A 21,035-nucleotide genomic window follows, 5' to 3' on the forward strand; every position below is an offset into this window, starting at 1 on the left:
CTGATGTAGGGGCGGCGGGGGGCCCCCCACGGCCCCCCCCCCCGGGGGGGGGGCCGCGGGGGGGGCCCCCCCCCCCCCCGGCGGTGCTGAAAAGAGGGTGCGTCAGGCGCCGGTGGCGCTCCCGGCAACCCACTTGTCCCAGTCCATGTTCCATCCGTTGAGGCCGTTCTCCGGCTGGATGGTGCGGTCCGCGGAGTTCTTCACCACGACCACGTCACCGATCTGGGAGTTGTCGTAGAACCAGGCCCCGTCGGTGTTCGGGTCGCCCGCGCCCTTGGTGTCCGACAGACCCACACAGCCGTGGCTGGTGTTGCTGCTGCCGAAGATGGACTTGGCGCCCCAGTAGTTGCCGTGGATGAAGGTGCCCGAGGTGGACAGGCGCATGGCGTGCGGCACGTCCTTGATGTCGTACTCGCCCTTGCCGTCGTCGTCCTTGAAGCCGACCGTGGCACCGTTCATCCGGGTCTCCTTGAACTTCTCGGAGATCACCATCTGACCGTTGTAGGTCGTGTTCTCGGGGCTGCCCGCCGAGATCTTGATGGTCTTGAGGGGCTTGCCGTCCCGCACGACCTTCATCGTCTTGGTCTTGGCGTCGACCGTGCTCACCTGCGAGTGACCGACCTTGAAGGTGACGGTCTTCTCCTGGACGCCCTTGACGCCGGGCGACGCCTCGACGCCGTCCAGGTTGAGCTTCAGGGTGACGGTCGAGTTGGCCTTCCAGTACTCCTCGGGCCGCAGGTCGAGCCGATTCGGGCTGAACCAGTGGCCGACCACCTGCTGACCGCTGGTGGAGGTGACCTTGATGTGCGACTCGACGGCCTTCTTGTTGGAGACCGGCTTGTCGAAGTTGATGGAGACCGGCATGCCGACGCCCACCTTCGCACCGTTCTCCGGCGTGAAGTTGCCGATGAAGCTGTTGGAGGGCGAAACGGTGGTGAAGGACGAGTGCTCGGTGGCCTTGCGGCCCTCGGAGTCCTTGGCCGAGGCGGTGATCTTGTACTGGGTGGACCGCTCCAGCTGACCGTTGGGCTTCCAGGTGGTCCCGTCCGGCGATATGGTGCCCGCCACGGTGGACCCGGTGGCCGGGGCGGTCATCTTCACGGAGGTGAGCTTGCCGCCGCTGACCTTGACCTTGGTGTCGCTGTTGATGCCCGTGCTGGTGGCACCGGTCTTCGGGGTGATCTTGATGTGGGCGTCCGACGCGTCCTTGGCCGCCGCCTCGTCGACCTGCGACTGCGACTTGCCATTGCCGTCGTTCTTGCCGTCGTCCCCGTCGTCACCGCCGCCGCAGGCTCCGAGTGTCAGCACACCCCCGAGCACAGTGGCCACGGCCACCAGCCCCCTACGGCGCTTGCCGTCCGTCATCACACGCTTCTCCATTTGAACTGGTCTTGATCTTGACCCCAGAACCCCGGACCTATCTCACAAGAACGCCTGTACCTTTTGGTCGGTTCCTCGCACAGTAAAACTGTGCGCAAGGCCACTTAGCAAAGGCGCCGGTCAAGCCTATGACCCGCCGGTACCCACATGGGCGCGGCTCAGTCCCTCGCGCCCCACATCAGCGCGATCGGACCACCCACCCACTCACAAAACCGGACAAACTACAAACTCTCGGTACACGTTCCTTAGCGGAGCGTGCGCACCCCGGCAGACTCGCTTCCACCCGGCCCGCCGTTGTCACTACGATTCGGTCCGACGGGGGTCAAGTCACCGCAGCCTCAAGGAGGATGCCGTTGTGTCCGCACGCCGACCGCTGCTGACCGCCGCCGCTGCCGGCTCGCTGCTGTGCGCCCTGTGGTTCGTCCCGTCGGCGAACGCCACGGTCGAGCGGACCGGGCAGTCGGCCGCCCCCGCGTCACAGCCCCAGAACCCGGCCCGGGACGGGCAGTCGGCCGCCACGCCCGGTGAGAACCTCGCGGACTCCGGCAGCGTGGACGTGACCCCGTATCTCGTCGGCGGTACGGCCTTCCTGGGGCTCGGGGTCACCATGGTGACCGCCTCCGTGCGCCGGGCGCGCCCGGAGGCGTACTGATCAGCCCTCGGTTCACCCCCCGGGCCGTCAACCGGCCCGTCCGGACCGTCCGGCCCGCCGGGCCCGCCGGGCGTCCGCCGGTTCAGGCCAGCGGACCCGTCACCGACTCCACGGCCTCGGCCAGCTTCCCGGACCGCACGAAGGCATCGGCGGCGGCCAGATCCGGCGCCAGATAGCGGTCCCCGCCCGGCCCTTCGACCCCGGCGGCGCGCACCGCGTCCAGCACCGCGCGGGTCGCGGGCGCGGGCACCAGGCCCTCGCGCAGCTCGACCCCGCGGGTCGCCGCGACCAGTTCGACGGCCAGCACCCGGGCGAGGTTGTCCACCGCGGTGCGCAGCTTGCGCGCCGCGGACCAGCCCATGGAGACGTGGTCCTCCTGCATCGCGGAGGACGGGATGGAATCCACCGATGCGGGTACGGCCAGCCGCTTCAACTCGCTGACCAGGGCGGCCTGGGTGTACTGCGCGATCATCAGACCGGAGTCCACCCCCGCGTCCCCCGCCAGGAACGGCGGCAGCCCGTGCGAGCGGTTCTTGTCCAGCAGCCGGTCGGTGCGGCGCTCGGCGATCGAGGCGAGATCGGCGGCGGCCACCGCCAGGAAGTCCAGTACGTAGGCGACGGGCGCCCCGTGGAAGTTGCCGTTGGACTCCACCCGGCCGTCCGGCAGCACCACCGGGTTGTCCACGGCGGCGGCCAGCTCACGGTCGGCGACCAGCCGGGCGTGCGCCAGGGTGTCCCGTCCGGCGCCCGCGACCTGCGGGGCGCAGCGGATCGAGTACGCGTCCTGCACCCGCGGCGCATCGTCCTGGTGGTGCCCCGTCAGCCCCGAACCGGCCAGCACCCGCAGCATGTTGTCGGCGCTGGCGGCCTGGCCCGGATGCGGGCGGATGGCGTGCAGCTCGGGCGCGAGCACCCGGTCGGTGCCGAGCAGCGCCTCCAGCGAGAGCGCGGCCGTCACATCGGCGACGGTGAACAGCCGGGCCAGGTCGGCACAGGCCATGACCAGCATGCCGAGCATGCCGTCGGTGCCGTTGAGCAGCGCGAGCCCCTCCTTCTCGCGCAGCACGACCGGTTCGATGCCGTGCTCGGCGAGCAGTTCGGCGGCGGGCCGCAGGGTGCCGTCGGGCCCCTCGGCCTCGCCCTCGCCCATCAGCGCCAGGGCACAGTGGGAGAGCGGCGCGAGATCGCCGGAGCAGCCGAGCGAGCCGTACTCGTGCACCACCGGGGTGATCCCGGCGTTGAGCATCGCGGCCATCGTCTCGACCACCAGGGGGCGCACCCCGGTGCGGCCCGAGGCGAGGGTCTTCAGCCGCAGGAACATCAGCGCGCGCACCACCTCACGCTCGACCCGCGGGCCCATCCCCGCGGCGTGCGAGCGGACGATGTTGCGCTGGAGCTCGGCCCGCAGATCGGGGGTGATGTGCCGGACGGCGAGCGCGCCGAAGCCGGTGGAGACCCCGTAGACGGGCTCGGGCTTGGCGGCCAGGTCGTCGATCACCTGCCGGGCCGCGGCCACGGCGTCCAGCGCCTCGGCCGACAGCTCCACCCGGGCGCCGTCGCGCGCCACGGCCACGACGTCCTCGGCGGTCGTCCCGGACGTCCCCACCACCACAGTGTGCATATCCATATTCAGGCACCCTAGAGACTGAATCGCGACCTGTCACCTGTCGGATCGAACGGCTTTGCGTCCGCCCGTCCGGTGCGGTGCCGACGGCCGGTCACGGACGGCGGCCCCGGAACCTGCGGCGCTCCGGAGGATGGTCGGCGGCGGAGTCGGCGAGCCGGACCACGGGGTCGTCGACGCCGCCGTCCCGCCCGGCGACGACCGGTTTCGCGGACCGGGCGGCCTTGGCCCGGTACTGGGCCGCGTCCGCCAGCCGGAACAGCCGCCGGGCCGACCGTATGGGGCCGATGGGGTCGCCGGTGGACGCGACCCCGCAGGCCACGCCCTCGCCCATCTCCAGCTCGGCGGCCCGGCGGCACAGCTCGTCCGCCACCCGCACCACCTCGTCGGCCGGGGGCCCCACCCCCAGCAGACAGAACTCATCGCCGCCCAGCCGGGCCACCAGGGCCCCGGGCAGCATGGCGCCGCACAGCGAGAGCACCGAGCCGAAACGCTCCAGCAGACGGTCGCCCACGGCGTGGCCGAGGCTGTCATTGACCCGCTTGAGGCCGTTGAGGTCGCAGACCACCAGGCTGACCACGGTGCCGTGCGCCCGGTGCACCTCCAGCGCCTCGTCCAGCCGGATGTCCACCGCGCGCCGGTTGCCGAGCCCGGTCAGCGGGTCGGTGAAGGCCAGCCGGCGGACCTCCTCCAGCCGCTCGGTCTGGGCGAGCCCGGCCGCGGTCACGGCGGCCAGGACGGTCGCGAAGTCCGCGTCGTCCCGGCCGAACACCACGCTCCCGGCCGGGCGCGCCACATACAGCTCGCCCCACGCCCGCCCGTGCAGCACGACCGGCGCCACCACACAGCTGCCGCGGCCGCGCCGCCGCAGCGCGGCCACTCTCTCGTGGCGGTACGCGCCCGAGCCGGTGCGGCGGCCCTCGGAGGTCTCCACCCAGGCGTGCGGCTCCCCGCCGGAGGCCCAGCGCTCGTGCAGGAACTCGGTGATCTCCGGGAACTGGTGCACCGGGTACGACTCGTCCTCCGGCAGCGGCTCCTCGCCGTCCGTCAGCTCGCCCACGTTCACCAGGACTCGCAGCCGGCCGCGCTCCCGCTCCCAGACCGACACCGCGGCGAAGGTGCCGTCCAGGGCGCGCCGGGCGCTGTCGGCTGCGGCCCCGACCGCCTCGCGCGGGGTCTGCGCCGCCGCCATCGCCTGGGCGAGCGCCACCACGGCCCGCAGCCGCCCGTCCACGCCGCCGGGGCGCCCGGACCGGCCGCCCCCGTCGTCGCCGTAGTCGCCGTTGTCGCTCACGACGGCCTCGCATTCTCACCGCACCGCAGCTCTCGCTCTGCCCTCCAGCGTAAGAACGTCGGGGACAATCCGCTGCGGCCCGTTCACGGCGGGTGGGCGGCGGGCGGGCCCGGGGGCTACTCCCCCGGCCAGTCCGGGGTGCGCTTCTCGTTGAACGCGGCCACGCCCTCGGCACGGTCCCCGGAGAACGCCACCGTGCGCCAGGCGGCGTCCTCGACCTCGAGACCGGCCTTCAGGTCCAGGCCGTGGCCCAGCCGCAGCGCCCGCTTGGCGGCCCGCAGCCCGACCGGCGAGTTCGCGGCCATCCGCCCGGCCAGCTCCAGCGCCTCGGTACGGTCCGCGCCCTCGGCGGCGAGCAGGTCCACCAGGCCCAGTTCCCGGGCCTCGGCGGCGGGCACCCGGCGGGCGGAGAAGATCAGCTCGGCGGCGCGCGCGGCCCCCACCCGGCGCGGCAGCAACTGGGTGCCGCCCCCGCCCGGGATCACCCCGACCGACACCTCGGGCAGCCCCACCACGGCGGTCGGGTCGGCGACGATCACGTCGCAGGACAGCGCCAGCTCGAAACCGCCGCCCAGCGCGTAGCCGTGCACGGCGGCGACGGTGGGCATCGGCAGCTCCAGCACCCCGGTGTACGCGGCGCGCGAGCCGGGGCGGGCGCGGACCAGCTCGGCGTCGGTGAGCGAGTTGCGCTCCTTGAGGTCGGCGCCGACGCAGAAGGCCCGCTCATGGCTGGAGGTCAGCACCACCGCGCGGGCGTCGCGGCCCTCCGCCAGGGCGGCGCAGGCCGTGGCGATGCAGCGGGCCATCTCGGAGGAGACGGCGTTCATGGCCCCCGGCCGGTCCAGGACCAGTTCGGCCACGAAGCCGTGCCTGCGGACCGCGACCCATTCGCCGTACCGCACCTCGTCGTGCTGCTCGCCCATCGGAAACCCTCCCGGTTAACGACCGTGAACCTGTTCCGAGGATCATCGCAGCCCGGCCCGTCATCCGGAACCCGCGCCCGCCGCCGTCTCAGTGCGGGCGGACCGACTCCAGGTAGTCCACACAGCGCCCCAGCAGCGCCACCAACTGCTCGCGCTCCTCCTCGCCGAACTCCGCGGAGAGCCCCCGCTCCACCCGCACCGCACGGGCGTCGGCGTCGGCCAGCACCTCCTGGCCGCGCTCGGTGAGCCGGGTCTCCAGGACGTTCCGGTGCCATTCGTGGGGGGTGCGCTCGATCAGCCCGCGCTCCTGGAGGTTCTTCAGCAGCGTGTTCATCGTCGGCGGCGTCACCATGCACGCCCGCGCCAGCGCGGCGGCCGAGATGCCCGGGTTCTCCGACAGACACAGCAGCGCCGCGTACTGCGGAACGGTCAGACCGGCGGGCTTCAGCACGGCGTGCTTGGTCGCGTTCAGCGCTTGCTCGGCTCGTTTGAGATGGGAGCCCAGCCGCTCGCTAGCGGGCATCGAGGTCATCTGCGCATCGTACGGCGGCATCAAGGATAAGCATCTTGACGAATATTAGAACTCTAATTACTGTTCGAACACACCTCGAGGAGAGAGTTCAACCATAGAGAGGCATACATGCCCCGCGCTCTTCCGCACCGCACCCTGGCCGTCGCGGTCACCGCCCTGGCCGCCCTCCTGCCACTGGCTCCCGCGGCCCACGCGGACGGCCCGGCCGCCCGTCCCGCCGCGCACCAGCCCGCCCTGCCCCGGATCTCCACGGCGTACGAACTCCCCGGCGACCGGGTCTATCCCGAGGGCATCGCCGCCGACCCGCGCACCGGGACCCTCTACGCCGGATCGTTCGCCGACGGCACGGTCTACCGGATGACGCCCGGTCACCGGGCCGCCGAGGTCCTGCTGCCCGCGGGCACCGACGGCCGCACCACCGCCAACGGGCTCAAGGTGGACGCCAAGGGGCGGCTGTGGGTAACCGACTCCACCGCCGGGGTCTCCGTCTACGATCCGCGCACCCGTCGGCTGCTGGCCCGCTTCGATGTCCCCGGACAGGCCGCCCGGTTCGTCAACGACCTGGTCATCGCCCCGGACGGCAGCGCGTATCTCACCGACAGCGCCCGCGCGGTGGTCTACCGCGTCACCCCGCGCCAGCTCGCCCGTGCCCGCGCGCACGGCGGACACGCGGTCCTCACCCCGCGCTTCGACCTCGATGACGCGCTGGATCCGCACGACCCTGGCACCTACACCCTCAACGGCATCGTCGCCGACCCGACCGGGCGCCATCTGCTCACCGTCGACATGACCGGCGGCGACCTCTACCGGCTGGACCTGGCCTCGGGCGGCATCCGCCGGGTGGCCCTGCACGGCGGCGACCTCCGCCTCGCCGACGGTCTCGAACTGCGCCACGGCACCCTGTGGGCGGCGCACAACACCGGTAACGCGATCAGCCGCTGGCGGGTCGCGGCGGACGGCCGCACGGCCCGCCAGGAGCGGCGGTTCACGGACGAGTCGCTCCAGGTGCCGACCACGCTGATACGCCGGAATGGCACGCTCTACGTGGTCCGCTCCCAGTTCGACAAGGGCGGCCCGCTGGGCGACGGCACCCCGCAGGCACCGTTCACGGTGGCCGCGGTCACCGGTATCTGAGCGCCCAACGGGGAGGGCGCCTCTGGGCAGCGGGACGGCTGGGTACCCCGTCGCCCCGGGGCCGCCCCGGGACTAGGCTCGCCCGCATGGCTGATTTCCTCCAGGTGGCCACGGCCACGGAGACCCGCGACAGCGCCGTGAAACTGGCGCAGTCGGTCGTAGCGGCCCGGCTCGCGGCCGGAGCACAGATCGTCGGTCCGGTGACTTCCGTCTTCTGGCATCAAGGCGAGTTCGGCGCCGGCGAAGAGTGGCAGCTGTTGCTCAAGACCCGCGCAGACCGCTATGCCGCGCTGGAAGCGCACCTCCTTGAGCACCACCCGTGGAAGAACCCGGAGGTCTCGGCGGTGCCGCTGACCGGGTCGGAGGGCTACCTGCGCTGGATCGACGCGACCACCTCACCGGACAGCGCGGGCTGACCACTCACGCGCCGGCTCTCTCCAGCGTCTCGGCTACCGCTGGCAGTTCCCGATGGACGGTGAGCTGCCGCAGGGTGGGTTCGATACGTTGGCGTGGTCGCACGGACGCGACCCCGGCGGAGAGTTCCAGGATGCGGCTGGTGATGGTCGCAGCCTGCTCGACTTCGTGAGCGGCCATGTACGACTCGGCCAGCCAGGACAGATACAGGCTCTTGTCCCGGGCGTGGGTGTCGTCATACCGCGTCAGCACGTCGTCCAGGATGGGGACCGCCCGAAGTGGGCGGCGAAGTTCGGTCCAGCACCGGCCGGTCATGATCCGTAGTTCGTCGCGATCCACCCACGCGACCCAATCGGGCTGTGGGGAGCCGTCACCATCATTGAGGGCGGCTTCGGCGGCATGCAGGGCCCGCTCTGTTTCACTGACGCGCCCGGCCACCGCGTAGGCCCACGCCAGACGTTCGTGAAGCAGAGCACGGACACCCGGCGGAGCATCGGCTCCTGCGGTACGGCAGGACTGTTCGGCGGTCTCGACTCCTGCGACTCGGTCTCCGTTGATCCGCAGATAGGCGAGGAATGCGAGGGCGTTACCGGCCAGAGCAGCGTCCCCAGCTTCCGTGGCGGCCCGGTGACTGTCCTCGTACAGGCCGCGAGCGTCGGGGTGGTTACCCGCGTCGAATGCGGCCCATCCTGCCTGCTGCGCCTGTTCGGCCAGTACGGACAGTAGAGCCCGCCCAGTCTCCTCGGTGTAGCTGGCTTCCCGGAGCACAGTCTTGGTGGCTTGATATTCGCCGAGATAGACACGGTAGGTGTCCCCTCCGCCCAGGATGTCGTCCAGGCGCCGCATGCGGGCTGTGCGCTGACGTAGCTGGTCGGGGACGTCACGGCCGATCCGGCGGCATGTCGTGTATGGAGTGAGTTCGGGCAGGCCAACGGCCAGTCCGGCAGACGCCGATGCCTTGAAGAACTCCCTGCGCCGCACTGCGCTGTCTCCATTTCTGCTCATATCGGTGGTGCCTGCGGATGTGGAGGGGTGCCGGATCGGATGCTCGGTTGCCTCCCACGTACGGGGAGTCAGGCCGAGCATGTGCCCGGGAATACGGAGCGCGTCGGCGATGGTTGCGATCTTCTCGAACGTGGTCACGCTGCCGTCACCACGAGCCAGTGCACTCACGCGTTCCGGCTTGATACCGCACTCGGCAGCGATCTTTGAATAGCTGATGCTCGCTTCCGCCCGGGCGAGCAGAAACACGGTGCCGAAATCGTGAGCCGCGATGGCTGCTCGCATATCCGCCCGGTTCAGGAGGGCGCTCGGTAGCGCTGTCGGCGGTTGGTACGCAGTCATGATGTGCCCCGTCGCACTTGTCAATCACAGTGTGTCGCGCTCACCTCACTCTCAGCCTACCCCTCATGGGGGTACCCATCGGCGGGAAGTCAGATTCAGCGATCAGCGCGACAGTTGCGCACAAGGAACCCCCGCGACCGCTGGCACGGCCCGGGGGCGTGGTCAACGCTGTTGGGAGCGCTGACATGCCGCACTGTATCTCCCGTTTCTTCGAATCGATCCTGTGCCTGCTGCTGCCTGCGCCAGGCCGCCGCAGAGCAGTCGGCCAACGGGTCGCTGACCATGGGGAGGACACGCCCACCATGCGTCTGCCCCGTCTACCAGCCCAGCCGCTACGGGGCGAAGACGTAGCGCTTGTGCGCCCCTACCTAATCGTTCATGAACGCCGGCACGAGGCCCGTCTGCGACGTAAACGACGCCGGGTTGTGTGGCTGGCGATTCATGGCATCGACATCACTCCGCACCGCGTGGACGTGACCTGATGCTTCCGGCGCAGACGCTCCGGCTACTCCCCTGGAGCGGGCCGATGGGCAAGCCGTGCTACCTCGCTGGCGACGGTGGGGTTCTGTCCCAGTTAGCCGATCAGGTGGAGACCGTGCAGCTCAGCATGGGGGGCGAACTTCTTGGTCATGCCGACGCTCTGCTCGACGACCACAAGGCGTCAGCAGGTGAACTTCGATTCCTGGCAACGCGGCTGTCGGAAGCACTCCGTGACGCACTGAGGGTGGCCGAGAGTCGAGGCGGCCGTCTGGACTCAACGTACGAAGCCACCGCAGGGCACGACGGCAACACGGGCGAGCAGCCCACAGAGCCTTCCTGAACCACTTCTGCGGAAGCTCCGCGCCCCAATGCCCCTGCCGTACCTCAGCAGACGTGGGTGGGTGGCCGCCCGCGACAGCACACAACAGCAGAAGGGAGGGACAACACATGAACCTGGACAACGTGTTCTCGGGTACGCCGGTCTTCACCGTGCCGACACTCCGCATGCGCTTGGAGACGAAGAAGTTCTCCGGCAACAGCGACACGAACACCGAGCGGGACGAGCACGAGTAGCCCCACACCCACGGCCCACCGTCCGCGTTGACGGTGGGCCGCTTCCCTTCGGAAGGGAGAGCCCCTTGCTCAAGTTCAGCATCAAGCGGCCCGCCGTAGAGACCAGCCCCCGTGCATGGGCTTGGACGGGCCGCGAGTGGCGTCACGGAGCATCCCGCATCGAGCCGTACCAGCATCCGGCCCTGTGCCACGAAATGATCAGCGACGGGGCAGCCGTGGCGGTGATCTCGACGGAGCGGGGACACGGGGGCGATCCGTCGACGGTCGGTGCTCCGACCCGATTGGCCCCGGACGCCTACCGTGCTCGCCTCCGGGCGGCCCGCCAAGGCCCGCTGGACTGGACGGTCGTCGAATTGGCGACAGGCACAGCGACAGTTCGCGCCGGGACATGGGCCGTCGCACCGCTCTATCTCGCCCACGGCCGAGGAAACTTGGAGGGGTCATGGAACCTCGCCGATCTGAGCGAGCACTGCAGGGTCGGTTCCTTGGAGGACCGCGAGATTGGCCGACTGCTACGTCTGCAGCACCGCTACACCCACGACACCGTGTGGCAGGGGGTCCACCGGCTGACGGAGCGGTCCACTGCGGCATGGACGCACCACGGCTTGTCCCTGACGTATCCGGCGGGCGCCCCGCATACCGAGCCCCGGGCGCTACGACCGGGTGCCGACATTCTCGACGCCTACGAACAGCTTCTCGCCCGCGCAATCAGGCAACGGCACTTCGATCCGGGAAGCTCCGCTGTGGAACTGTCCGGCGGAATGGACTCCGCGAATGTCGCGGCCGGACTCGCCGGACTCGGTCTTCCCGACATCACGGCGTGCGCCATGCTCCTCGGCGGCGAGGCCCGAGAACAGCAAATCCGGCGCCGAAAGGAGATGATCAGCACCTACGGATTGGCGCGGGACCTCTGCATCGATGTCATGGCACATCTGCCCCTCAGCCCAGACGGACGACGCGCGGACGGGCAGCGAGTCAGTCCGTACGACGATCCGTGGACCGAGGCGGAAGAGATCATGATGCGGGCCATGGCACGGGCCGGGGTTCGATGGTCCTTCGGCGGCACCGGTGGCGACGAACTCACCTCGCTGCGGGACGACGAACGGGCACCTGCCGGGAAGATCCCCGCACCGGGCCCCTGGACCGGTCCCCGGACTCTGGCCGTGCTCGACCGCATCAACGACGGCATCGCGCCGTCCCCCGTGCTCTACGACAGCACCCTCTTGGCGTTCTCCTGCCGCACCCCGCAATTCATGCGGAACGGACTGTGGCCGGTATCACCCTTGGCAGACCCGGAGTTGATTCGATTCGCTGAGTGGCTGCCGCGCCCCTGGCGGGAACACAAGGCACTCAACAGGCTCCGCCTGGCGCGCCTCGGACTGTCACCGGAAACGGTGCACGCCCCCATTCCGGAGAACTTCGTCCACGCCATGAACGCGGCAATGCGCCGCTACGTCGTCCCGTTCCTGGGGTCCATGCTGCGGGACGGCAGTGTGTTGATTGACGCGGGATTCGTCGACGGCGATGGACTCGCGAAAACAGTCGATGCTGAATTCCTGAAAGGGCCGAACGAAGAGATGGACCGGACGCTGTTTCAGATCGCGTCCACCGAGATCGGGCTGCGTGGGATTTCAGGTGGTGGTGAGTAGATGACGAGCGAGATCCGGAAGGGGTTCGGCCGCGCGTCCCAGCATGTACGCGTCTTCCCCGTAACGTTCGGTCCGGTGGATGATCCGCCAGCCCTGAACGTCGCAGTAGTACCGCAGCAGTCCCGGGTCCGGGCCGACTGCCCGGCGGACCCACTCCCGGCCGGTCGCGGCGGCCCTGTCCACCGCCCACCAGGCAAGCAGGGACCCGGCGCGCCGACCTGCGAACTCCGGGTGCGTGACAGTGGTATTGAGGAAATAAGCGGGCTGCGCCTGCTCGTCTTCGCTCCAGCCCCACACGGGGGTCTGCTCACCGAGCGTGGTCCGGCCGATCACTCGTCCGGTGTCCGTCACGACAACCCACACCGGCATGTCCGGATCGGCCGCCTGACGGCCGGATTCCTCCGCGAAACGTTCCCAGCCCCGGGCACCCCGGACACCTCGGTCAGCCATCCAGAGGGCTCGTGCCCGGGTCAGCTCCTCGACCGCTTCCCGGTCGGCCACTGTCGCCTCGCGGATCACGAACATCGTGGCATCCCTTCGGCTGGTTCGGCAGGAGCCAGCGTAGACCGTGACAGCCCCCGTACGCCCCGTTTCGAGGGCGGCTGCCCCGGCTGCGGGGGGACAGGGTCTGACCCCAGGACCGGGAAGACCTGCGGGACCTGCAACGGCAACGGAGATATTTACTGTCACGCCATGGAACCTTGATCCCGCACAAGCGTCGCGTGGTCAGGGGACCGTCCCATGGGCACGTCGCCCCATCAGGTGAAGATCACCACCCGCCTCGTTGGCTACGAGCGGGCACGGCCACCGGGGGCGGGGTCTACCGCAAGCGGCGCCCCGGCTTCAGCGCGATTGCGACGGACGGCCCGCCCGCCCTCGTCTCACCGAGCTGCCCGCCCCGGCCATTCCGGCGCCGGGGCGGTGGCCGCGGCCCGCGGGGCATCGGCTCGGCACCCGGTCGTGCCCAGGGCGGGACCGTCGGCGGCGTACCCCGGGTGCCGGGTACTCCCGCCTGACCTTTGGCCGGAACGCTGCCGCCCGCGACACGCCCTAGCGCAGGCGGCGCCAGCGCTTCAGCGCGGCCAGCACGGACGGGCGTCCCCGTGCCACGGAGTCCTCCGGCTTCCCGGGGCCGTCGGCGGGCGCCGCCGGGACTCCGGCCGGGTGCGGTACGTCCGGATCACCGGACCGCCCTCCCGGGACACCCGTCCCCGGGGGGACGTCGTCGGGACCGGACGGTTCGCGTCCGGGCGCCGAGGCCGCGGCCGACGCCTCCCGTGCCACCGGGCACTCTTCCGGCTTCACCCCCGCGGGGGCGGAGTCCCCCGCGGGGAGCGCGTCCCGCGCGGTGGAGGTCTCCGCCGGGGGGAAGTTCGCCGGGAGCGCCACCAGGCCGCGCTGGTAGATGCCCGGCCGCCACAGCAGTTCCTCCGGCGGGACGGCCAGCGTCAGGTCCGGGAGCCGGTCCAGCAGCCGTTCGATGGCCACCGCCGCGATCAGCCGTGCCGAACTGCGCCCCGGGCACATATGCGGGCCCGCGCTGAAGGCCAGATGGGCGCGGTTGCCCTGCGGGCTGCCCGCCACCCGCAGCGCGTCCTGGTTGGCCCCGGCGAAGCTGATCACGACGGGCTCGCCCTCGCGCAGCCGCACCCCGGCCAGATCCACATCGTGCCGGGGGAAGTGCACCGCCAGGTTGGCCAGCGGCGGATCCGTCCACAGCACCTCGTCGAGCGCGTCCTCCACCAGCGTGCTGCCGCCGGAGAGCCCGCCCGCGAAGCGGGCGTCGGTCAGCAGCACGCGCAGGGCGTTGCCGATCAGGTTGATGACCGGCTCACTGCCGGAGGCCATCAGCAGGCCGAGCTGCTCGACCAGTTCCTCGTCGGTGAGCCGCTCCGGGTGGGCGATCAGCCAGGAGGTGACGTCGGCGGCCGGGCGGGCACGTTTGAGGCCGACCAGTTCCCGGAGCGCGTCGGCCACCATCACATCGGCGGAACCGACATCCGTGCCGTCGAGCATGTTGGCCAGCCCGGTGAAGAGCCGGTCGGCCGTCGCCCGCGGACAGCCGAAGAGCTCGCCGAGGACCAGCAGCGGCAGCAGCGCCCCGTAGTCGCCGACCAGATCGGCCTCCCCCGCGGCGCAGAACCGGTCGATCAGCGAGTCGGCGATGCGCTCGACGTAGCCGCGCAGCGCGCCCGGGTCGATCCGGCCGGTGCTGTCGTCGATCGCGGCGCGGTAGCGGCGGTGCTCCTCGCCGTCGACCGCGGTGGCCATCGGCCGGTACCGGATCATCTGCCCGGCGTGGCTGGTGTCGGGGACCCGGCCCTCGTTCTTCGCCCGCCAGCGCCGGGGGTCCTTGGAGAACGTATCGGGGCGCCGCAGGATCTCCAGCGCGGTCTCGTAGCCCACGCACAGGGTGGCGGTGACGCCCGGGTCCAGTTCGACGGGGACCAGCGGGCCGTGGGCCTCCCGCAGCCGCTGGTAGACGGCGAACGGATCCCGGCCGAACTCCGGGGTGTCCAGCGGTACCGCCCCGGTGCCGCCCTCGGACCGCGCGGGGCGGCGGGACTCCGGCACCGCTCCCGGCTGAGACGGGGGGCCGGGCTCATCGGGCTCGGTCACGCGGGGCTCCTGGGATCCGGGGGCGGGTCGGACAGGCGTCGTCCGCGCCGGGGGCGGTCAGCGCACCCGGACCCGCCCGCTCGCCGGGACCCACTCGTGGATCTTGGCGCGCAGACTAGCCGAACCGGCTTCCGCGCCGGAGCCAGTTGTCATATCGCGCACGGTCAGCCGCGGCGGCTCAGCAGCCAGGGCTCCACGACCCCGAGACCACGCACCGGCCGCTGCCACATCGGCTGGAGCGCGAAGCGGTAGGCGGGGGGCTCCTCGCCTTCCTTCTCCGCCGCCGCGGCGGCCTCCGCGGCCTCCGCCTCCGACACCGGGGCCTCCCCGGTGCGGCTCAGCTCCTCCGCGAAGGCGCCGTCGACCAGCACCGCGTTCTTGGGCGCTATGGAGGTCAGCCGGGCGGCCAGGTTCACCGTGGTGCCGAAGACGTCGCCCATGCGGGTCGTGACGGTGCCGAAGGCGATCCCGACCCGCAGCTCGGGCATGGTCTCGTCATGGGTGAGGGTCTCGATCAGCCGCAGCCCGATCTCGGCGGCGATCCCCGCGTCATCGGCCGCGTAGAGCACCTCGTCGCCGAGGGTCTTGATCAGCCGTCCGCCGTGGGCGGCCACCAGGTCGGCCGCCGTGGTCTCGAACGCCTCGACCAGCTCGCCGAGCTCCTCCTCCTCCAGCCGCCGGGTCAGCCGGGTGAAACTCACCAGGTCGGCGAAGCCCACCGCGAGCCGCCGGTCGACCATCTCCGCGTCGTCCGCGGCCTGGACGACCCGGCCGGTCGCCGCGGCGAGCTGCCGCCGGTAGACGTAGACGAGGAACTCCTCCAGCTCCGGCAGCAACAGCTCGACCAGCGGATACGCGATCTCGGTGCGCGTCATCCCGGTCTCCTGCGGCTCGGTGAGCCCCTCCAGGAACGAGTCGATCTGCCAGTCGGCGAGCCGGGCGGTGGTCTGGCCGGTGGAACGGGCCACCTGGATCGCCATCGGCTCGCTCAGCAGCCCGGCCTCCACCAGACCGGACAGCCGCCGCAGGGCCAGCACATCGGCCTCGGTGAGCGCCTTGGCCTGGCCGATGTCGGCGAAGCCCATGGCCCGCCAGAAGCGGGTGGCCAGCTCGACCGAGACGCCGGCGCTCCGGGCGGCCTGGAAGGGGGTGTAGCGCCGCTCGGCACCGAGGATGAGCTGCTCCAGCCGGAGCGCGATCGGATCCGGCGCATCGGCGTCATCGGCGTCGCCACTGTTGTCGGCGCCGTCGCCGTCGTCGGCGCCATCGCTCTCGGAGGCGCCGTCGGCGTTGTCGGTTTCAGCGGTGTCGTGCCCGCCGGCGGGCTCCCGCGCCCCGGTGTCCCGTACGGCCGCGTCGTCGGCGGCGTCCCGCGCACCGTCCGTCTCGGCCGTGCCGGAACCCGTGTCGTCGGCGGTCACCGCCCGCCCCCTGTCCGATCCCTGCGCACTGCCTTCCGTTCCCTCTTCCGGTTCGGTTCCGGCTCGCCCACGGCCGCCCCGAACTGGACCGACCGCGACAACGATACGTCAGGTGTGCCGTAGCTCACTCTCCACTTGAGTGCTCATCCGTCCCTCGGTACGGAGCGTAGGTGCACGATGTCCCCGGCGGAGACCGGCTCCTGCACTCCGCCCTCGGTGGCCAGCACCAGCCGTCCGTCACCGTCGACCGCGACGGCCTCACCGACCCGCTCACCACCGCCGGGCAGCTCCGCGCGGACCCGGCGGCCCAGGGTGGCGCAGCCCGCCGCGTACGCCTCCTGGAGCCCGCAGGGACCCGGGTCGCCCTCGAACCGGCGCCATTCGCCGTACCACTGCTCGATGGAGCGCAGCACGGCCCGCAGCAGCGGGTCGCGGTCGGTGGAGACCGCGTCGGCCAGGGCCAGCGAACCGGCGGTGGGCACCGGCAGCTCCGCGGTGCGCAGCGTGACGTTCAGACCGACCCCGATCACCACCGCGTCCCCGGCCCGCTCGGCCAGGATCCCGCCGAACTTCCGCTCCTCGCCGCCGACCGTCACCAGCAGGTCGTTCGGCCACTTCAGGGCGGTGTCCACCCCCGCCGTACGGCTCAGCGCCCCGGCGGTGGCGACCCCGGCCAGCAGCGGCAGCCAGCCCCAGCGCTCGGTGGGCACCCCGGCCGCGCCCGGCCGCAGCAGCACCGAGAAGAACAGCCCGGAGCGGGCCGGGGCGGTCCAGGTGCGGTCCAGCCGTCCGCGCCCGGCGGTCTGCTCCTCGGCGATCAGCACGGTGCCCTCGGGGGCCCCGGCCCCGGCCCGGGTGACCAGGTCGGTGTTGGTCGAGCCGGTCGCCCGCACCACCTCCAGACCGGTCCACAGCCCGCCCGGACGCACCAGCGCCCGGCTCAGCGCGGCGGCGTTCAGCGGCGGCCGTTCCAGATCGGACCACCGGCCGTGTGGATCTTCCGGGCTCCCCGGGGTGTCAGAACGCGTCATACGGGCCAGCCTAGGGTCAGGAGGTGTGGCCAACGACGCAGTGCCACCACGCAGCCCCGCCGATACGCTACGAGCCGGTAGCCCAGCCAGCTCAACAGCCACCGAACCGGTCCGAAGCCCCTATCGACCCCGTCGTTCGCTGAACCCCCTGTACCCACCCCCAGGACGAGCAGGAGCCGCATCCCGATGTCCGAGCCGGAGATCGCCCCCGAGATTCCAGACCGTCACACCACCGCGGGGAAGCTCGCGGACCTGCAACGCCGCATCGAGGAAGCGACCCACGCGGGCTCGGCGCGGGCGGTGGAGAAGCAGCATGCCAAGGGCAAGCTGACCGCGCGCGAGCGGATCGACCTCCTCCTCGACGAGGGGTCCTTCACCGAGCTCGACGAATTCGCCCGGCACCGCTCGACCAACTTCGGCATCGAGAAGAACCGCCCCTACGGCGACGGTGTGGTCACCGGCTACGGCACGGTCGACGGCCGCCCGGTCTGCGTCTACTCCCAGGACTTCACGATCTTCGGCGGTTCGCTGGGCGAGGTCTACGGCGAGAAGATCGTCAAGGTGATGGACTTCGCGCTGAAGACCGGCTGCCCCATCGTCGGGATCAACGACGGCGGTGGCGCCCGCATCCAGGAGGGCGTGGTCGCGCTCGGCCTGTTCGCCGAGATCTTCCGCCGCAATGTGCACGCCTCCGGGGTGATCCCGCAGATCAGCCTGATCGTCGGCCCGTGCGCGGGCGGTGCGGTCTACTCCCCCGCGATCACCGACTTCACGGTGATGGTGGACCAGACCTCGCATATGTTCATCACCGGACCGGACGTGATCAAGACGGTCACCGGTGAGGACGTGGGCTTCGAGGACCTGGGCGGCGCCCGCACCCACAACACCACCTCCGGGGTGGCGCACTACATGGGCGGCGACGAGAAGGACGCCATCGAGTACGTCAAGACGCTGCTGTCGTACCTGCCGTCCAACAACCTCTCCGAGCCCCCGGCCTTCCCCGACGAGGCCGACCTCGAGGTCAGCGACGAGGACCGGGAGCTGGACACGCTCATCCCGGACTCGGCGAACCAGCCGTACGACATGCACAAGGCGATCGAGCACGTCCTGGACGACAACGAGTTCCTGGAGACGCAGCCGCTCTTCGCGCCGAACATCATCACCGGTTTCGGCCGGGTCGAGGGCCACCCGGTGGGCATCGTGGCCAACCAGCCGATGCAGTTCGCCGGCTGTCTGGACATCGACGCCTCGGAGAAGGCCGCGCGGTTCGTGCGCACCTGCGACGCGTTCAACGTGCCGGTGCTGACCTTCGTGGACGTGCCGGGCTTCCTGCCGGGCGTGGAGCAGGAGTACAACGGCATCATCCGGCGCGGCGCCAAGCTGATCTACGCCTACGCCGAGGCCACCGTGCCGCTGATCACCGTGATCACCCGCAAGGCGTTCGGCGGCGCCTACGACGTCATGGGCTCCAAGCACCTGGGCGCGGACCTCAACGTGGCCTGGCCGACCGCGCAGATCGCGGTCATGGGCGCCCAGGGCGCGGTCAACATCCTGCACCGGCGCACCATCGCGGCGGCCGAGGACCCGGACGCCACCCGTACCGAGCTGATCGCCGACTACGAGGACACCCTCCTCAACCCGTACATCGCGGCCGAGCGCGGCTATGTCGACGCGGTCATCATGCCGTCCGAGACCCGCCGCCACATCGTCCGGGGCCTGCGCACCCTGCGGAACAAGCGCGAGTCGCTGCCCCCGAAGAAGCACGGCAACATCCCCCTGTAGGAAGGGCTGTTTCCATGATCCGTATCGTCCGGGGCAATCCCACCCCAGAGGAGTTGGCCGCCGCGCTCGCGGTGGTCCAAGCACGCGCGGCGGCCTCCGCGGCCGTCGCGCAGGGCGACGGCGTACCGGAGGAGTGGTCCGATCCGGCGCGCACCGTCCCCGGCCGCCGGATGCCCCATCCCGGCCCCAAGGCGTGGCGCACGACGTACTGGCCCGCCTGAACCGCAACCGCCGGACCAACCGGGGATCCCGATACCACCGGGGATCCGGAAATAGTGCCTCCGCGCCGTGGGGGGCGGGGATGCGGTGACAAGGGGCCGGGCGGCCCGGGGGGCCCCCGCCCCCGCCGCGCCCTCCCCCCGCACCCGCCCCGCCCCCGGCGCCCGGCGTTCCACCATCGGAGACATGCTGTGGTCCGAGCCGCCCGATGAGCCGCCCGAGGAATTGCGGCGGGCGCAGGCCATGCTCCGGCGCGCCCGTACCGTCCTGGCGGTCGCCGTGATGATCGCGATGTGCGTCCTGACGCTGCGGCCCTGACCGGACCCGGCGGGACCCCGGCGGGGCCGCGCCCGGACGGCCTACTCTGGTGCGCATGACCGCACAGCGCACCCTCGTCCTCGCGTCCGCCTCCCCCGCCCGGCTCGGGCTGCTGCGCCAGGCCGGGTTGGCCCCGAAGGTGATCGTCAGCGGGGTGGACGAGGACGCGCTGAGCGCCGACACCCCCGCCGAACTGGCCCGGGTGCTGGCGGAGGCCAAGGCGGACGCGGTGGCGGCCCTGCCGGAGGTGTCCGGGTCGCTGGTGATCGGCTGTGACTCGGTGCTGGAGCTGGACGGTCAGGCGCTGGGCAAGCCCGCGGACGCCGAGGAGGCCACCGCCCGCTGGAAGGCGATGCGCGGCCGCGCGGGAGTGCTGCGGACCGGCCACTGTCTGGTGGACACGGCGAGCGGGCGGCGCACTTCGGCCACCGCCTCCACCACCGTCCGGTTCGGTGAACCGACCGACGCCGAGGTCGCGGCGTACGTGGCCAGCGGTGAACCCCTGCACGTGGCGGGCGCGTTCACGCTGGACGGCCGCTCGGCGCCGTTCGTCGACTCCATCGAGGGCGACGCGGGCAACGTGATCGGGCTGTCGCTGCCGCTGCTGCGACGACTGCTGGCGGAGGTCGGCGTGGGCATCACCGAGCTCTGGACCGACTGAGCGGCCCCTTTGCGGACACGCCCTGGAACGGATCGCTCAGGCGGGGCTGGGGGCGTCCTGGCCGTTGCCCGCGGACTCGGCGGGCGCGGCCTCCTCCGGCGCGTACCAGAGCAGGGTGAGCACGATCAGGCCCAGCACGACCATCATGAAGCCGAACGCGGGCCAGCCGACCAGGCCGACCGAGAAGGCGCCCAACAGCCCGTGCACCACAGCACAGGTGATGAGCAGGATGCGGCCGAAGCGGCCGGGCGCGCGGTCGCGCACCGCGACGCGCAGCAGCACCACTCCGCACAGCAGCAGATAGAGGCCGAAGACTCCGCCCGCGACCCAGGTGCCCACCGACATCGCGTCCGTGTCGAGCCCGCCCATGGACATCTGCTGCCGGTCCACGACCAGGCCCAGGATCCAGTTCAACAGCGCTATTCCGGCCGCTTCCAGGATCAGTGTCACCGCAGCTATCGCGGCCACTGGTCTGCGCGCCACCCCGCCCACCCTCTTCCGCTCGACAGACGCGAACGCTACTAACGGGTAAGCGCGACCGACAAGAGGCGTGCAGAAAGCGGTGTCTTCGCTGTGGACGAGCGAAGACGACACGGCAAAGTTTCCGCCCCTCGTTCGTAGGGATTCCACAAAGAAACCCGAAGCGCCGCAGCACCGCGGGGCAGAGACCTAGCCCACATCACGGACCGCGCCGCGAGCCCGAAAACCGGGCGTACGGTGGAGCGACGGGGGATTTGGCTTCCTGTTCGCGCCCCGGTTCACGCTCCGTGTGGTCAAGGTCACCCCCGGGGTCTTCTCGGCGCGAGGTGTGACCAGTACCTAAACTCGGCTTGTTTCAAGGAGGGAGTCATCGTGCGCAAGGTGCTCATCGCCAACCGTGGCGAGATCGCTGTCCGTGTTGCCCGTGCCTGTCGGGATGCCGGGATCGCGAGCGTGGCCGTCTACGCCGATCCGGACCGGGACGCTGTGCATGTGCGCGCGGCCG

The 21,035-nt window shown here is 71.2% G+C and carries 21 protein-coding genes; 10 read left to right on the plus strand and 11 right to left on the minus strand.

Translation table 11 applies throughout. From position 1 onward, the window contains the following. Positions 1-102 precede the first annotated feature (102 nt). Positions 103-1,365 carry a L,D-transpeptidase gene (locus NMK44_RS30265; protein ID WP_254749091.1) on the minus strand — a complete coding sequence of 421 codons (1,263 nt, stop codon included), beginning with the start codon at positions 1,363-1,365 and terminating at the stop codon, positions 103-105. Between the two features lie 370 nt (positions 1,366-1,735). Between NMK44_RS30265 and NMK44_RS30270 the strand changes: the two genes are divergently transcribed. Next, positions 1,736-2,032: a hypothetical protein gene (locus tag NMK44_RS30270; RefSeq protein ID WP_254749093.1), complete on the plus strand. Its 297-nt coding sequence runs from the start codon at positions 1,736-1,738 to the stop codon at positions 2,030-2,032. Positions 2,033-2,114: 82 nt separating this feature from the next. Here NMK44_RS30270 and hutH read toward each other — a convergent pair whose 3' ends face one another. From hutH to NMK44_RS30290, 4 genes are all read right to left on the minus strand, one after another. Next, a complete protein-coding gene (hutH, locus tag NMK44_RS30275; RefSeq protein WP_254749095.1) occupies positions 2,115-3,659 on the minus strand; it encodes a histidine ammonia-lyase in 1,545 nt (514 codons plus the stop codon). 91 nt (positions 3,660-3,750) lie between these two features. Then, positions 3,751-4,848 carry a GGDEF domain-containing protein gene (locus tag NMK44_RS30280; RefSeq protein ID WP_254749160.1) on the minus strand — a complete coding sequence of 366 codons (1,098 nt, stop codon included), beginning with the start codon at positions 4,846-4,848 and terminating at the stop codon, positions 3,751-3,753. A 218-nt stretch (positions 4,849-5,066) separates the two neighbouring features. Continuing rightward, positions 5,067-5,873 carry an enoyl-CoA hydratase/isomerase family protein gene (locus tag NMK44_RS30285; RefSeq protein WP_254749097.1) on the minus strand — a complete coding sequence of 269 codons (807 nt, stop codon included), beginning with the start codon at positions 5,871-5,873 and terminating at the stop codon, positions 5,067-5,069. Positions 5,874-5,961: 88 nt separating this feature from the next. Beyond that, positions 5,962-6,405, minus strand: a complete 444-nt coding sequence (locus tag NMK44_RS30290; protein WP_254749099.1) for a MarR family winged helix-turn-helix transcriptional regulator — start codon at positions 6,403-6,405, stop codon at positions 5,962-5,964. 108 nt (positions 6,406-6,513) lie between these two features. Here NMK44_RS30290 and NMK44_RS30295 point away from each other — a divergent pair, with 108 nt between their 5' ends. Both NMK44_RS30295 and cutA read left to right on the plus strand, forming a co-directional pair. Then, a complete protein-coding gene (locus NMK44_RS30295; protein WP_254749101.1) occupies positions 6,514-7,539 on the plus strand; it encodes an SMP-30/gluconolactonase/LRE family protein in 1,026 nt (341 codons plus the stop codon). 86 nt (positions 7,540-7,625) lie between these two features. Continuing rightward, entirely contained in the window at positions 7,626-7,955 is a 330-nt protein-coding gene (gene cutA, locus NMK44_RS30300) for a divalent-cation tolerance protein CutA (protein ID WP_254749103.1), read from the plus strand. A 4-nt stretch (positions 7,956-7,959) separates the two neighbouring features. On the opposite strand, the gene NMK44_RS30305 is transcribed toward cutA, so the two are convergent. Further along, complete coding sequence (locus NMK44_RS30305; RefSeq protein WP_254749105.1) at positions 7,960-9,240, minus strand: NsdA family TPR-like regulatory protein; 1,281 nt, start codon at positions 9,238-9,240, stop codon at positions 7,960-7,962. Positions 9,241-10,224: 984 nt separating this feature from the next. On the opposite strand from NMK44_RS30305, the gene NMK44_RS42185 reads away from it, so the two are divergent. Then, entirely contained in the window at positions 10,225-10,350 is a 126-nt protein-coding gene (locus NMK44_RS42185; protein ID WP_302888805.1) for a hypothetical protein, read from the plus strand. Positions 10,351-10,415: 65 nt separating this feature from the next. Next, a complete protein-coding gene (locus tag NMK44_RS30315) occupies positions 10,416-11,999 on the plus strand; it encodes an asparagine synthase-related protein (RefSeq protein ID WP_254749109.1) in 1,584 nt (527 codons plus the stop codon). Here NMK44_RS30315 and NMK44_RS30320 read toward each other — a convergent pair. From NMK44_RS30320 to NMK44_RS30335, 4 genes are all read right to left on the minus strand, one after another. Continuing rightward, positions 11,982-12,524 (minus strand): GNAT family N-acetyltransferase, encoded by a 543-nt coding sequence (locus NMK44_RS30320; RefSeq protein ID WP_254749111.1) that lies wholly within the window; start codon positions 12,522-12,524, stop codon positions 11,982-11,984. The two genes, NMK44_RS30315 and NMK44_RS30320, sit on opposite strands and share 18 nt — an antisense overlap. A 525-nt stretch (positions 12,525-13,049) precedes the next feature. Further along, entirely contained in the window at positions 13,050-14,618 is a 1,569-nt protein-coding gene (locus NMK44_RS30325) for a cytochrome P450 family protein (protein ID WP_254749113.1), read from the minus strand. A gap of 164 nt (positions 14,619-14,782) precedes the next feature. Beyond that, on the minus strand, positions 14,783-16,039 hold the full coding sequence (locus tag NMK44_RS30330) for an adenylate/guanylate cyclase domain-containing protein (protein WP_254749115.1): 1,257 nt from the start codon (positions 16,037-16,039) through the stop codon (positions 14,783-14,785). A 143-nt stretch (positions 16,040-16,182) separates the two neighbouring features. Beyond that, positions 16,183-17,070: a biotin--[acetyl-CoA-carboxylase] ligase gene (locus tag NMK44_RS30335; protein ID WP_254749117.1), complete on the minus strand. Its 888-nt coding sequence runs from the start codon at positions 17,068-17,070 to the stop codon at positions 16,183-16,185. Positions 17,071-17,256: 186 nt separating this feature from the next. Between NMK44_RS30335 and NMK44_RS30340 the strand changes: the two genes are divergently transcribed. The 4 genes from NMK44_RS30340 to NMK44_RS30350 all read left to right on the plus strand — a co-directional run bounded on the left by NMK44_RS30340 (position 17,257) and on the right by NMK44_RS30350 (position 20,050). Then, a complete protein-coding gene (locus NMK44_RS30340) occupies positions 17,257-18,852 on the plus strand; it encodes an acyl-CoA carboxylase subunit beta (RefSeq protein ID WP_254749119.1) in 1,596 nt (531 codons plus the stop codon). 14 nt (positions 18,853-18,866) lie between these two features. Beyond that, on the plus strand, positions 18,867-19,073 hold the full coding sequence (locus NMK44_RS30345) for an acyl-CoA carboxylase subunit epsilon (protein WP_254749121.1): 207 nt from the start codon (positions 18,867-18,869) through the stop codon (positions 19,071-19,073). A 184-nt stretch (positions 19,074-19,257) separates the two neighbouring features. Next, positions 19,258-19,389: a morphogenic membrane protein MmpB gene (gene mmpB / locus NMK44_RS42190; RefSeq protein ID WP_302888806.1), complete on the plus strand. Its 132-nt coding sequence runs from the start codon at positions 19,258-19,260 to the stop codon at positions 19,387-19,389. 55 nt (positions 19,390-19,444) lie between these two features. Next, positions 19,445-20,050: a Maf family protein gene (locus tag NMK44_RS30350; RefSeq protein ID WP_254749132.1), complete on the plus strand. Its 606-nt coding sequence runs from the start codon at positions 19,445-19,447 to the stop codon at positions 20,048-20,050. 36 nt (positions 20,051-20,086) lie between these two features. Here the strand turns inward: NMK44_RS30350 and NMK44_RS30355 are convergent, their stop codons facing one another. Beyond that, positions 20,087-20,533, minus strand: a complete 447-nt coding sequence (locus NMK44_RS30355; RefSeq protein ID WP_374215364.1) for a hypothetical protein — start codon at positions 20,531-20,533, stop codon at positions 20,087-20,089. A gap of 369 nt (positions 20,534-20,902) precedes the next feature. Between NMK44_RS30355 and NMK44_RS30360 the strand changes: the two genes are divergently transcribed. Continuing rightward, a partial coding sequence (locus tag NMK44_RS30360) for a biotin carboxylase N-terminal domain-containing protein (RefSeq protein ID WP_135341814.1) occupies positions 20,903-21,035 on the plus strand: 133 nt, incomplete at its 3' end.

It is taken from the genome of Streptomyces cucumeris, from assembly GCF_024295805.1.
GTDB classification, from domain to species: Bacteria; Actinomycetota; Actinomycetes; order Streptomycetales; family Streptomycetaceae; genus Streptomyces; species Streptomyces cucumeris.